This is a genomic window from Pseudomonas sp. zjy_15, assembly GCF_043101865.1.
Classification (GTDB): Bacteria; Pseudomonadota; Gammaproteobacteria; order Pseudomonadales; family Pseudomonadaceae; genus Aquipseudomonas; species Aquipseudomonas putida_Y.
On record NZ_JBICII010000108.1, the window covers coordinates 79,587 to 91,986 of the forward strand.

A 12,400-nucleotide genomic window follows, 5' to 3' on the forward strand; every position below is an offset into this window, starting at 1 on the left:
TGTGCTGCACTCACGACCAAAACGCCGCAACGCGAGCGGTCAGCAAAAACTCATCGCCGTCCGGCAGGCTCTTGATGCGCTTGAGTTCCAGATCGAGCAAAACGTTCGAGCGGTTCAAATCGCGCATGAACTGCGCAACCACAGCACCGGACGCAGCCACCCCAGTCATTTGCAAGCGGCCACTATCAAGGCTCAGGTCTAGTAGCTGCACACCTTCAGGCAGCGCCCCTTCAAGGTCGGCGAACACACCGGCCAATACATCCTGATGGGCACGCAGGCCTTCCAAAGCCACCGCACGGGCAAGTAACGCTTCATGCTGTGCACGTACCTCGACCAGCGGCTGCAACTGCTCACCCAGTACGCCAAGGGTCGCTTGGCGCTGGGTATTGGCCAACACCTGCTGCTGCCCGCGTTGGCGGGCCAGCTGATCGACCAGCATCACCGCGCACAAAGCCAACAGTGCGCCAGCAACCAGCTGGCCTCGAAAGCGCCGCAGCGCCGCCTGACGCTGCCGTTCGCGCCAGGGCAGAAGGTTCAGCCGCATCATGGGCGCAACCCTCCCATGGCCAAGGCGCAGGCCAGAAGCATCGACCCATCGACATGTTCAAGCCCTGCCAGCCCAGGCAGATACGTGCACGGCACATTCAGCCGGCTGCCAAGGCCTTGCAGCCAGCCCGGATTGATCGATGAGCTGCTGGCAACCCACAACCCCGCGGGCAGGCTCTGCCCGGCAAGCAAAGCCTGCAGGCGCTCTGGCCATTGCCCGCTCATGTCCGGGCCAGCCGTTTGCAGTTCAAAGCGCTGGTACGCCCTGCCCGGCTGCCAGTCATGAAGGGTCACGCTGCGGGCTTCGACACGCAGCAGTGCTGCTCCCTCAAGGCCGCCCCGTGGCAACATGCGGCACAAGGCAATGTTGTCGACCTCGACGGCTTCCAACTGCAAACCCGCCTCCTCGACGACGGCTTCGAGTGACGCCAGCGCACTCTGCCGACAGGCAGCAACCATCACCTCGGAACAATCTGGCTGGTCATGGGAAGCCCCCATGACCTGAAAGTCCAGGGCCAGGTCTTCCAGCGGGAACGGAAACAGCCGCTCTGCATCGGCTAGCAACTGCGCCTCCAACTGTGCCCCATCCTCCTCCACGGGCAGATGGCACAACTTGCAGATAACCTGACTCGCCGGCAGCGCCAGCGCCACCCGGCGTTGCCTGATGCCGCTGCGCCGATAAGCTCGCTGCAGCGCAGCCACCACCACTTCAGGCTTTGCGACCCAGTCATCGGCCAGCGGCGTCTGAAACAGCTCTTGTGCCGACCCCATCACACGGCAGCGCCGATTGCGCTGCTGCAGTTGCATTATCCGAACGGCGTCGGGCGTGATTTCCACCCCCACGAGTGAACCGGCATCCTTGCCGAAGCGTCCAAGCATGGCGACTCCTTTGCTGTCTGTTGCAGCTGCCAAGCGCAGCCACCTGTCGCAACCCCGCGGCAACACTGGGCCGGAGCTACTCATCGAGTCGACGGGTAGCCTGGCCGGTCACCCGGAGAGGCGAAAAATGCTTATAATGCCCAGCGTTTTTTGGTCCACCGGACCTGCGTGCAATCCACTCCCAACCTGGACACCGAAAAGCCTTGATACGTCTGCTGAAGTTCTTCTGGTGGTCTTCCGTCGCAGTCATCTGCGCGCTCGCACTCGGTGTGAGCGGTGCGTTTCTGTATCTTAGCCCCAGCCTGCCCTCGGTCGAGTCCCTCAGAAGCATCCAGTTGCAGATCCCCCTCAGGGTGTACAGCAGCGATGGCAAGCTGATTGCCGAATTCGGCGAAATGCGCCGCTCGCCGATCCGCTTCGCGGATATTCCCCCACAATTCATTCAGGCGCTGCTGTCAGCCGAGGACGACAATTTCCTCAACCATTACGGTGTCGACCCCGGCAGCCTGATGCGAGCCGCGACCCAACTGGTGAAAACCGGTCATATCCAGACCGGCGGTAGCACCATCACCATGCAGGTGGCGAAGAACTTCTTCCTCACCAGCGAGCGCAGCTTCTCACGCAAGACCAACGAAATCCTGCTGGCCCTGCAGATCGAGCGTGAGCTGACCAAGGACGAAATCCTTGAGCTGTACGTGAACAAGATCTACCTGGGCAACCGCGCCTACGGTATCGATGCAGCTGCACAGGTGTACTACGGCAAGTCCATCCGTGACGTGAGCCTGGCGCAGATGGCGATGATCGCGGGCCTGCCCAAGGCACCGTCACGCTTCAACCCGCTGGCCAACCCGGTGCGTGCCAAAGAGCGCCGCGACTGGATCCTCGGGCGCATGTACAAGCTGGGCAAGATCGACGAGGCCAGCTACCAGGCCGCCCTGGCCGAGCCGCTCAACGCCAGCTACCACGTGCCGACGCCTGAGGTGAATGCCCCGTACATCGCTGAAATGGCACGCGCGGAAATGGTCGGCCGCTACGGCAGCGACGCCTACACCGAAGGCTTCCGCGTCACGACCACCGTGCCTAGCGACATGCAGGAAATGGCCAACAAGGCCGTCCTCAAAGGGCTCTCCGATTACGACGAGCGCCACGGCTATCGTGGCCCTGAAGCACGTTTCCCGGGCCGCACCCCGGCAGCCTGGCTGAAGGAGCTGGGCAAGCAACGCACCCTTGGCGGCCTGGAGCCAGCCATTGTCACCCAGGTGGAACAAACCGGCCTCAAGGTGCTAACCCGTGACGGCCAAGAGGCGCAGGTTGCCTGGGACACCATGAAATGGGCGCGTCCGTTCATCAACAACAACGCCCAGGGCCGCGCACCGCAATCGCCGGCCGACGTGGCCCAGGTCGGTGACCTGGTGCGCCTGCAACGCCTCGAAGATGGCACGTTGAAGTTCAGCCAGGTACCCGCTGCGCAAAGCGCCCTGGTCACCCTCGACCCGAACAGCGGCGCCATCCGCGCCCTGGTTGGCGGTTTCTCGTTCGAGCAGAGCAACTACAACCGCGCCGTGCAGGCCAAGCGCCAACCGGGCTCAAGTTTCAAGCCATTCGTCTACAGCGCCGCGCTGGACAGCGGCTACACCGCTTCCAGCCTGGTCAACGATGCGCCGATCGTGTTCGTTGACGAGTCGGTGGATAAAGTGTGGCGACCGAAGAATGACAACAACACCTTCCTCGGCCCTATCCGCATGCGCGAGGCGCTGTACAAGTCGCGTAACCTGGTGTCGATCCGCCTGCTGCAAGCCATGGGCGTGGACCGCACCATCGACTACATCGCCAAGTTCGGCTTCAACAAACAGGACCTGCCGCGCAACCTGTCGCTGGCCCTGGGCACCGCTACCCTGACCCCGATGGAAATTGCCACCGGCTGGAGTACCTTTGCCAACGGTGGCTACAAGATCACCCCGTACCTGATCGACCGCATCGAAAGCCGCAGCGGCGAGACACTGTTCACCGCCAACCCGGCCCGCGTACCGCAAGGTGCCGAAGATCAGGCGGGCCTGGCCGCCCCCGAGCAGCCGATCAGCACTGCGGCTATGCCAGGCGAGGCACCTGCTGCCTTCAGCCAGATGGCCACGGCGCCGCAAGCGCCGGCAGTGGCCGAACAAATCATCGACGGGCGTACCACCTACATCCTCACCAGCATGCTGCAGGACGTGATCAAGCGCGGCACCGGCCGCCGGGCGCTGGCCCTGGGCCGCACCGACCTGGCGGGCAAGACGGGGACCACCAACGAATCCAAGGACGCCTGGTTCTCCGGTTACAACGCCGATTACGTGACTACCGTTTGGGTCGGCTTCGACCAGCCGGAAACCCTCGGCCGCCGCGAATATGGTGGGACTGCGGCACTGCCAATCTGGATGAGCTTCATGGGCGCGGCGCTCAAGGACAAGCCTGCGCATGCCCCGGCAGAGCCGGAAGGCATTCTCAGCTTGCGCGTCGACCCGGTCAGCGGTCGAGCCGCATCGCCGAGCACACCGAATGCCTACTTCGAGCTGTTCAAAGCCGAAGATTCACCGCCGTCGGTGGACGAACTGGGCAATGGCGTGGCACCGGGCAGCCCGCTTCCAGCCGATGAAGCGACGCCGATGGATCTGTTCTAAGGCAGGGCGCCTGACTCAGGTTTTGCGTGGGCGCGTGAATCGAGCGTCGCGCGGGCGGCGCTCGATCTGATAGGCGCCACAAGTGCCCTGACGAACACCCTGCAGCCCTGACACATTCCCAAGCCCCAATAAAAAGCCCCGGCTCATGCGAGCCGGGGCTTTTTAGTGTCGCAGGCAATCAGCCGTTGAACACTTCATCCACGCTGGTCAGCGGGTAATGCTTCGGATAAGGCAGGGTAGCCACGCCAGATTCGATGGCGGCCTTGGCCACAGCATCGGAAACGACGGTGATCAAGCGTGCATCCAGCGGCTTCGGAATGATGTACTCACGGCCGAACTCCAGGCCTTCAACGCCATAGGCCTCGCAAACTTCCTTCGGCACTGGCAGCTTGGCCAGGTCTTTCAGGGCGATTGCAGCAGCGATCTTCATTTCTTCGTTGATACGCTTGGCGCGAACGTCCAGAGCACCACGGAAGATGAACGGGAAGCCCAGCACGTTGTTGACCTGGTTCGGGTAGTCGGAACGACCGGTCGCCATGATCACGTCGTTGCGAGTGGCATGTGCCAGCTCTGGGGAGATTTCCGGGTCTGGGTTCGAGCAGGCGAACACGATCGGGTTGGCAGCCATCGACTTCAGGCCTTCCGGGCTCAGCAGGTTCGGGCCAGACAGGCCTACGAACACGTCGGCACCGTCAAGGGCGTCGGCCAGGGTGCGCTTGTCGGTCGCGTGGGCGAACTGCGCCTTGTACTGGTTCAGGTCGTCACGGCCAGCGTGGATCACGCCACTACGGTCGATCATGAAGATGTTCTCGACCTTCGCACCCATGCTTACCAGCAGTTTCATGCAGGAGATGGCAGCTGCGCCGGCGCCCAGGCAGACGATCTTGGCGTCTTCCAGTTTCTTGCCAGCGATTTCCAGGGCGTTGATCATGCCAGCGGCAGTCACGATGGCAGTACCGTGCTGGTCATCGTGGAACACCGGAATGTCACACTGTTCGATCAGGGTGCGTTCGATTTCAAAGCACTCAGGTGCCTTGATGTCTTCAAGGTTGATGCCACCGAAGGTGATCGAAATGCGGCGAACGGTGTCGATGAACGCTTGCGGGCTTTCCGACTCGACTTCGATGTCGAACACATCGATACCGGCGAAACGCTTGAACAGAACACCCTTGCCTTCCATGACCGGCTTGGAAGCCAGTGGGCCAAGGTCACCCAGACCGAGGATGGCAGTACCATCGGAAATCACCGCAACCAGGTTGCCTTTGCCGGTGTATTTGTAAGCCAGCTCTGGATCACGGCCAATTTCGCGCACCGGCTCTGCAACACCTGGGCTGTAGGCCAGGGCGAGATCACGGGCGGTGGCAGTGGGCTTGGAGAGTTCAACGCTCAGTTTCCCCGGACGAGGTTGAGCGTGATATTCGAGAGCGGCGGTTTTCAGGTCTGACATGGTGGGCATTCCGCTATTTACTGTTCTGACGGACCGCCGAGGATACGCAAAGAGCCGGGGAGCCACAAGACTGGCCGGTCACTTGTGTCAAGGCCTTTAGCCTACGACTTTACGCTACAACCCACGGGGGCATACGACCTACAGTGTGTACAATCCAGTAGCGAAATGTCTACATCTTTTAGCCTGAAGTACGCTCCAACATGCTCGGATCGGTCAATGGCAACACCCAGCGTCGCTGCTCGTGCTTGAGGCCACCCCTGCGGGAACGATCCAGCACCCAGCCGCGCGCTTCGACCTGGCGTCCCTTGAGGTTATCGAAGAAGCTGGCAGGGAAGTTGCGCTGCAGACGAGCGGGAACCTGCAGCACCATGGTACTGCCCAGAGTAAGCCAGACCCCGCCACGGTTTCGCTCGATGCCTTCGATACGACCACGTACAACAGCGAACCCTGACTGCCTGACGTCGCCTGCAGGCACCACGGGTGAACGCCGCCACAGGCCAGCGCCAGCCTGGCGCGCCACTTGTTCGGCAAGCTGCTGGCAGCCGCTGAAACGCACATTAGGGGCAATTGCCACGCGATAGCCCAAGCCCTCGCTAAGCAATTGTGCTTGCAGATTGTCGCCATTGCGGCTGTAGATGTGCGCCAGTGTGCGACCGTACTTGTCTTTGCCTTCAACACCAGGCACCAGCCCGACGCGATGGTCACTGGCCTTTACCAAGGCCTGCAATCGCCGCCTGGCAGCTTCGGCATAAGGCTCACTGCTACGTCCCTTGCGACCGATTTCCGGTGCATTGATGCCGATCAGCCGCACACTGCGGCCATCGACCAGACGCAAGGTGTCACCATCGACCACCTGTCGTACCGCTACCCATTGGGGTTTATCCGGCTGCGGGCAGAACGCCAGGACCGGGAAATGCCAGATAACGCCCACAAAAAAGGCGCCCACAAGGGGCGCCTTCTTCAGCAACAATGCGAAACCCGAAGGAATCGCCATGCGCATGATTACTTCTTGGCACCGAACATGCCGAAGCGATCGGCGAACTTCTGTACGCGACCACCGGTGTCCAGAACTTTCTGCTTACCGGTGTAGAACGGGTGGCACAGGTTGCAAACGTCGATCGACAGGACATTGCCCAGGGTCGAACGAGTTTCGAACTTGTTACCGCAGCTGCAGGTGACTGCAACTACTTCGTAGTTCGGGTGGATACCTTCTTTCATGGTCACTTCCTCGAGCTGCGTGCCGCCACCCAACACCAATTGTTGAATACCGCACGTAATTAGGCGGCGAATAATACCAGAGCACACCGTCAGCGCAAGATGTCGCTTGCACCGACCGTCGTCTGCTAGGCTCGCCAGTCCTTGTAACGCCCTCCGAGACTTTTCGCGTGTCCGACGTCATCCTGCGCCTTGCCCTGCCCTCTCCGCTGCGGCGCCTGTTCGACTACAAGGCACCGGCGAGCATGGCGCGCCTGACCTTGACCCCTGGCATGCGTATCCGCGTGCCCTTTGGCCGCCGCGAAATGATCGGTGTACTGATAGAAGTGTGCACGCAGAGCGAAGTGCCCGCCGACAAACTGAAGCCAGCCAGCGCCCTGCTCGACCCGGTGTCCCCCATCCCAGCGTCGCTGTTCAAGTTGTGCCTGTGGACCGCCCAGTACTACCAGCACAGCCTGGGCGATACCCTGAGCTGGGCGTTGCCCACGCTGCTGCGCCAGGGCGAAGCCGCCGAAATGCGCCAAGAGCGTTTCTGGCACATAGCCCCTGGCGCCCGCCTGGAAGACCCGCGCATTGCCCGCGCGCCGCGCCAGCGCGACGCCCTCAAGACCCTGGCCCAGCATCCGCACGGCGTGGCCCACAGCCTGCTGGCCAAACTCAACCTGAACAAGGACAGCCTCGACCTGCTGCTGGCCAAGGATCTGGTGCAGGTCGAGACGCGCCGCCACCTGCCGGCACTACGCCATGAGCACTGGCTGGCACAACCGGAACTGCCGCTCAACGAAGAACAACGCGATGCCTTCGACGCCGTATGCGAAGGCTTTGGCGGTTTCGGCGCGTTCTTGCTGGCCGGCGTCACCGGTAGTGGGAAGACCGAGGTCTACCTGCAACTGATCCGCGAAACCCTGGAAGCCGGCAAGCAGGCGCTGGTGCTGATCCCGGAGATCAACCTCGGCCCGCAAACCCTTGCGCGCTTCGAGCAACGCTTCAACGCGCGTATTGCCCTGCTGCACTCGGCGGTGAACGACCGCGAACGCCTGGATGCCTGGCTAGCGGCTCGGGACGGCGAGGCCGATATCATCATCGGCACCCGCTCGGCCTTGTTCACGCCGATGAAAAACCCCGGACTGATCATCATCGACGAAGAGCACGACGGCTCTTATAAACAGCAGGAAGGCCTGCGTTACCACGCCCGCGACCTGGCGCTGGTACGCGCTCACCAGGAGAACATTCCGATCCTGCTCGGCTCCGCCACCCCGTCGCTGGAAACCCTGCATAACGCCCTGACCGGCCGTTACCGCCTGCTGCGTATGAACCAGCGCGCCGGAGGGGCACGCCCGCCGCGCATGCTGCGCCTGGATGTGAAAAGCCTGCCGCTGGACAGCGGCATCAGCGGCCCGCTGCAGCAGGCTATCCGACAGACGCTGGAAGCCGGCCAACAAGTGCTGGTGTTCCTCAACCGCCGCGGCTTTGCTCCAACCTTGCTGTGCCACGATTGCGGCTGGCTGTCCGAATGCCCACGCTGCGATGCGCGCATGACCGTGCACCAGCGCTCCGGCGTGCTGCGCTGCCACCACTGTGGCTATGACGAACGCCTGCCGCACCAGTGCCCGCAATGCAACCACGTCGACCTGCGCCCGGTCGGCGCCGGCACCGAGCGCGCCGAAGAGCGCCTGAAGGTGCTGTTCCCGGATTACCCGATCCTGCGTGTGGACCGCGACAGCACGGCACGCAAGGACGCCATGCACAACCTGTTCAGCACCATCCAGCGCGGCCAGCCGAGCATCCTCGTCGGCACCCAGATGCTCGCCAAGGGCCACCACTTCCCGCGGGTGACGCTGGTGGCCATCCTTGATGCCGATGGCGGGCTGTTTTCCGGCGACTTCCGCGCCAGCGAGCGCATGGCACAACTTATCGTGCAGGTGGCCGGGCGGGCCGGGCGGGCCGAAGAACCCGGCAAGGTCATCATCCAGACCCACCTGGCAGACCACCCACTGCTGGTACAGCTTACCGAGCAAGGCTACTTTGCCTTCGCCGAACAGGCCCTGGACGAACGCCGAGCCGCCGGGCTGCCGCCCTACTCGCACCTGGCCTTGCTGCGTGCCGAAGCACACAAGCCGGGGCAGGCCGAAGGTTTCCTCGACGAAGCCTGTGCCGCCGCCGAGCGCCTGGTGGCCGAACAACGCCTGCCGGGCATCGAACTGCTGGGCCCGGTACCGGCACCCATGGAGCGTCGCGCCGGACGATTCCGCGCGCAACTGTTGATACAGGCCAATACCCGGGCGCCGTTGCATCGACTGATCAGCGCCTGGTTGCTAGTGTTGGAACAGATGCCAAGCGGGCGCCAGGTGCGCTGGTCGCTGGATGTCGACCCGGTAGACCTGTATTGAGCTGCAAGCTGCGAGTTACCAGCCGCAAGCATGCGCCGGGTGGGTGCGATGCCGCTTTTTCTTGCAGCTTGTGGTCTCCAGCTTGCCGCCCAAAGGTTGGCAACCTGCTCCCGGCAACGGATAATGCCCAGTTTTTCCACCTGCGCATCCAGGCGCTCACCGCGCTTGCGGTCGAAAAGAGATCCCCATGAAAGACACCATTCGCCAGCTGATCCAGCAAGCCCTCACCCAACTCGTCACCGACGGTGTGCTGCCTGAAGGGCTGTCGCCGGCGATCCAGGTGGAAAACGCCCGGGACAAGACCCACGGCGACTTCGCCAGCAACATCGCCATGATGCTGGCCAAACCGGCCGGCATGAAGCCGCGCGACCTCGCCGAAAAACTGATCAACGCCCTGCCGGCCAGCGCCGACATCAGCAAGGTTGAGATCGCAGGCCCCGGCTTCCTCAACTTCTTCCAGAACACCGACGCCCTGGCCAACCGCCTGGATGCCGCCCTGGCCGACGCCCACCTGGGTGCGCGCAAAGCCGGTCCGGCGCAAAAGGTGGTGATCGACATGTCGGCACCCAACCTGGCCAAGGAAATGCACGTCGGCCACCTGCGCTCGACCATCATCGGTGACAGCGTTGCACGCGTGCTGGAGTTCCTGGGCGACAACGTCATCCGCCAGAACCACGTCGGCGACTGGGGTACCCAGTTCGGCATGCTGATGGCCTACCTGCAGGAAAACCCGATCACCAGCGACGAGCTGTCGGACCTGGAAAACTTCTACCGCGCGGCGAAGAAACGCTTCGATGAATCGGAAGAGTTCGCCACTCGCGCCCGCGGCCTGGTGGTCAAGTTGCAAGCCGGTGACCCCGAGTGCCTGGCCCTGTGGACTCGCTTCAAGGATATCTCGCTGTCGCACTGCCAGAAGACCTACGAGTTGCTCAACGTCAAGCTGACCATGGCCGACGTGATGGGCGAAAGCGCCTACAACGACGACTTGGCCAACGTGGTGGCCGACCTCAAGGCCAAGGGCCTGCTGGTGGAAGACCAGGGCGCCCAATGCGTGTTCCTCGAAGAGTTCAAGAACAGCGAAGGCGACCCACTGCCGGTGATCGTGCAGAAGGCCGACGGCGGCTACCTGTACGCGACCACCGACCTGGCTGCCGTGCGTTACCGCAGCAACGTGTTGAAAGCTGACCGCGCACTGTACTTCGTCGACCAGCGCCAGGCCCTGCACTTCAACCAGGTGTTCGAAGTGGCCCGCCGCGCAGGCTTCGTCAGCCACCCGATGCAAATGGAGCACATGGGCTTCGGCACCATGAACGGCGCCGACGGCCGCCCGTTCAAGACCCGTGACGGCGGCACCGTGAAGCTGATCGACCTGCTCACCGAGGCCAAGGAGCGCGCCTACGCGCTGGTCAAGGAAAAGAACCCGAGCCTGGCCGACGACGAACTGCGCCACATCGGCGAGGTGGTGGGCATTGGCGCGGTGAAATACGCCGATCTGTCCAAGCACCGCACCAGCGACTACAGCTTCAACTTCGAGCTGATGCTCAACTTCGAAGGCAACACCGCGCCTTACCTGCTGTACGCTTACACCCGCGTAGCCGGCGTGTTCCGCAAGCTGGGCAAAGGCTTTGACGAAGTCGACGGCAAAATCGTGCTGCAGGCTGCCCACGAACAAGATTTGGCCGCGCGCCTGGCGCAGTTTGGCGAAATTCTCAACAACGTCGCCGAAAAAGGCACGCCGCATGTGCTGTGCAGCTACCTGTACGACCTGGCCGGCCTGTTCTCCAGCTTCTACGAGAACTGCCCGATCCTCGCTGCCGAAACCCCTTCGCAGCAGCAGAGCCGGCTGCGCCTGGCCGCCCTGACCGGCCGCACCCTCAAACAAGGTCTGGAACTGCTCGGCCTGGAAACCCTGGAGCGCATGTAAGTTGGCTGCCAAGAAAAAACCTGCTCCGAAACGCGGCGCCAGCCGCCAGACGGCACCGGCCAAACAGCCGATCCCCGGCTGGGTATGGCTGGCGGTCGGCCTGACCGTAGGCGCGTTCATCGTATTCCTGATGAAACTCGAACCCGGTGGCGACGACATCAAACGCACCAAACCCGAGCAGCAGAAGCCGGCGAAAACGGCCGAAGCCGGCAAGCCAGCGCAAGCAACCCCGCAACAGCCGGTGAAGCCGAAGTACGACTTCTACACCCTGCTGCCGGAGTCTGAGGTGATCGTGCCGCCGGAAGCCGTACCGGAGAAAACGCCACCAGTGCCGGCCCAGCCGGTAGCCCCGGTGACGCCTGCAGAAGCGGCGAAAATCGACACGGCGAGGGCACAGGCAGCGCTGCTCGGCCAGACCCCGCCACCGCCACCCCCCGTGATCAAGCCGGCGGCAACCACGCAGTACTTCCTTCAGGCCGGCTCGTTCCGCAAGCAGGCCGATGCCGACAAGGTACGGGCACAGATCATCCTGCTGGGCCAGTCTGTGAAGGTGGAGTCAGGCACGGTCAAGGAAGAAACCTGGTACCGCGTGCTGGTCGGGCCGTTCAGCAACCGCGAGCAGCTGACCGGGGCTCAGAAGCAGCTGGCTGGGGCCGGTTTCAGCAACCTGTTGCTGCAACAGCGGCAGACCCGCCAGTAACGAAGAAGGCCTTGCCGCAGCGATGCGACAAGGCCTTTTTTCATAGGGGCGGGCTAGCCCTTGAATGGGCTGTAAAACAGCCCCCGGCACCGTCAGCCCCGTCCCGCATTCCTTTCGGACACCTGGCTGTTCAACGTCCAGAAGTCATACAGCACCCCCACCAGAAACAACCCGCCGGTAAAGAAGTAGATGATCGCGGTGATCCACTTACCCTGATACAGCCGGTGCAGGCCAAACACCCCCAGGAAGGTCAGCAGAATCCAGGCGATGTTGTAGTCGATACGCCCCGATTGAAACCTCAGGTCGGCTTCACGGTCCATGGACGGAATCAGGAACAGGTCGATCAACCAACCAATGCCCAGCAAGCCCAAGGTGAAGAACCAGATGGTCCCGGTAATCGGCTTGCCGTAATAGAAACGATGGGAACCGGTGAAGCCGAAAATCCACAGCAGGTAGCCGATGGTTTTGCTGTGGGTGTCGTGAAAGGGCACCCCCTGTTGATAACTGTTCATTCATAGCCCCTGTGGGTTATCCAAAAATTTTCTAAGAAAAAATGTGACTTTTTCGTCGCAAGCCGACATACGGCACCTGGACAATCGACCAACGGATCAATAACTGATCAAAAAGCTGTTATAAAGTTGC

Annotated in this window: 10 protein-coding genes; 4 read left to right on the forward strand and 6 right to left on the reverse strand. The window is 62.3% G+C overall.

The features are described 5' to 3' along the window. Positions 1 to 10: 10 nt before the first annotated feature. Together ACF8EF_RS21285 and pilM are read right to left on the reverse strand one after the other, a co-directional pair. On the reverse strand, positions 11 to 547 hold the full coding sequence (locus ACF8EF_RS21285) for a PilN domain-containing protein (RefSeq protein ID WP_176684785.1): 537 nt from the start codon (positions 545 to 547) through the stop codon (positions 11 to 13). Next, positions 544 to 1,425 carry a type IV pilus biogenesis protein PilM gene (pilM, locus tag ACF8EF_RS21290; protein ID WP_209969431.1) on the reverse strand — a complete coding sequence of 294 codons (882 nt, stop codon included), beginning with the start codon at positions 1,423 to 1,425 and terminating at the stop codon, positions 544 to 546. Before pilM ends, ACF8EF_RS21285 begins: the two co-directional genes overlap by 4 nt. 206 nt (positions 1,426 to 1,631) lie before the next feature. Between pilM and ACF8EF_RS21295 the strand changes: the two genes are divergently transcribed. Continuing rightward, the gene (locus ACF8EF_RS21295; RefSeq protein WP_370844389.1) at positions 1,632 to 4,082 is read left to right on the forward strand and encodes a penicillin-binding protein 1A; all 2,451 of its coding nucleotides are present in this window, start codon (positions 1,632 to 1,634) and stop codon (positions 4,080 to 4,082) included. Between the two features lie 178 nt (positions 4,083 to 4,260). Here the strand turns inward: ACF8EF_RS21295 and ACF8EF_RS21300 are convergent, their stop codons facing one another. The 3 genes from ACF8EF_RS21300 to rpmE form a co-directional block, all read right to left on the reverse strand. Continuing rightward, positions 4,261 to 5,529, reverse strand: coding sequence for a malic enzyme-like NAD(P)-binding protein (locus ACF8EF_RS21300; protein ID WP_003249133.1), 1,269 nt, complete (start codon positions 5,527 to 5,529; stop codon positions 4,261 to 4,263). Positions 5,530 to 5,707: 178 nt separating this feature from the next. Beyond that, positions 5,708 to 6,529, reverse strand: coding sequence for a thermonuclease family protein (locus ACF8EF_RS21305; protein WP_176684781.1), 822 nt, complete (start codon positions 6,527 to 6,529; stop codon positions 5,708 to 5,710). 2 nt (positions 6,530 to 6,531) lie between these two features. After that, positions 6,532 to 6,747: a 50S ribosomal protein L31 gene (rpmE, locus tag ACF8EF_RS21310; RefSeq protein ID WP_003249127.1), complete on the reverse strand. Its 216-nt coding sequence runs from the start codon at positions 6,745 to 6,747 to the stop codon at positions 6,532 to 6,534. Positions 6,748 to 6,914: 167 nt separating this feature from the next. Between rpmE and ACF8EF_RS21315 the strand changes: the two genes are divergently transcribed. From ACF8EF_RS21315 to ACF8EF_RS21325, 3 genes are all read left to right on the forward strand, one after another. Continuing rightward, positions 6,915 to 9,134 (forward strand): primosomal protein N', encoded by a 2,220-nt coding sequence (locus tag ACF8EF_RS21315; RefSeq protein ID WP_176684780.1) that lies wholly within the window; start codon positions 6,915 to 6,917, stop codon positions 9,132 to 9,134. A 187-nt stretch (positions 9,135 to 9,321) separates the two neighbouring features. After that, complete coding sequence (gene argS / locus ACF8EF_RS21320) at positions 9,322 to 11,058, forward strand: arginine--tRNA ligase (RefSeq protein ID WP_176684779.1); 1,737 nt, start codon at positions 9,322 to 9,324, stop codon at positions 11,056 to 11,058. Position 11,059: 1 nt separating this feature from the next. After that, complete coding sequence (locus ACF8EF_RS21325; protein ID WP_053870424.1) at positions 11,060 to 11,758, forward strand: SPOR domain-containing protein; 699 nt, start codon at positions 11,060 to 11,062, stop codon at positions 11,756 to 11,758. A gap of 92 nt (positions 11,759 to 11,850) precedes the next feature. Here ACF8EF_RS21325 and ACF8EF_RS21330 read toward each other — a convergent pair whose 3' ends face one another. Next, on the reverse strand, positions 11,851 to 12,270 hold the full coding sequence (locus tag ACF8EF_RS21330; RefSeq protein ID WP_010955634.1) for a TM2 domain-containing protein: 420 nt from the start codon (positions 12,268 to 12,270) through the stop codon (positions 11,851 to 11,853). Between the last annotated feature and the right edge of the window lie 130 nt (positions 12,271 to 12,400).

Bases quoted from the DNA above. Each gene is read 5' to 3' on its own strand.
- ACF8EF_RS21300 (WP_003249133.1), bottom strand. From the start codon at position 5,529: ATGTCAGACCTGAAAACCGCCGCTCTCGAATATCACGCTCAACCTCGT.
- ACF8EF_RS21285 (WP_176684785.1), bottom strand. From the start codon at position 547: ATGATGCGGCTGAACCTTCTGCCCTGGCGCGAACGGCAGCGTCAGGCG.
- rpmE (WP_003249127.1), bottom strand. From the start codon at position 6,747: ATGAAAGAAGGTATCCACCCGAACTACGAAGTAGTTGCAGTCACCTGC.
- ACF8EF_RS21330 (WP_010955634.1), bottom strand. From the start codon at position 12,270: ATGAACAGTTATCAACAGGGGGTGCCCTTTCACGACACCCACAGCAAA.
- pilM (WP_209969431.1), bottom strand. From the start codon at position 1,425: ATGCTTGGACGCTTCGGCAAGGATGCCGGTTCACTCGTGGGGGTGGAA.
- ACF8EF_RS21305 (WP_176684781.1), bottom strand. From the start codon at position 6,529: ATGCGCATGGCGATTCCTTCGGGTTTCGCATTGTTGCTGAAGAAGGCG.
- argS (WP_176684779.1), top strand. From the start codon at position 9,322: ATGAAAGACACCATTCGCCAGCTGATCCAGCAAGCCCTCACCCAACTC.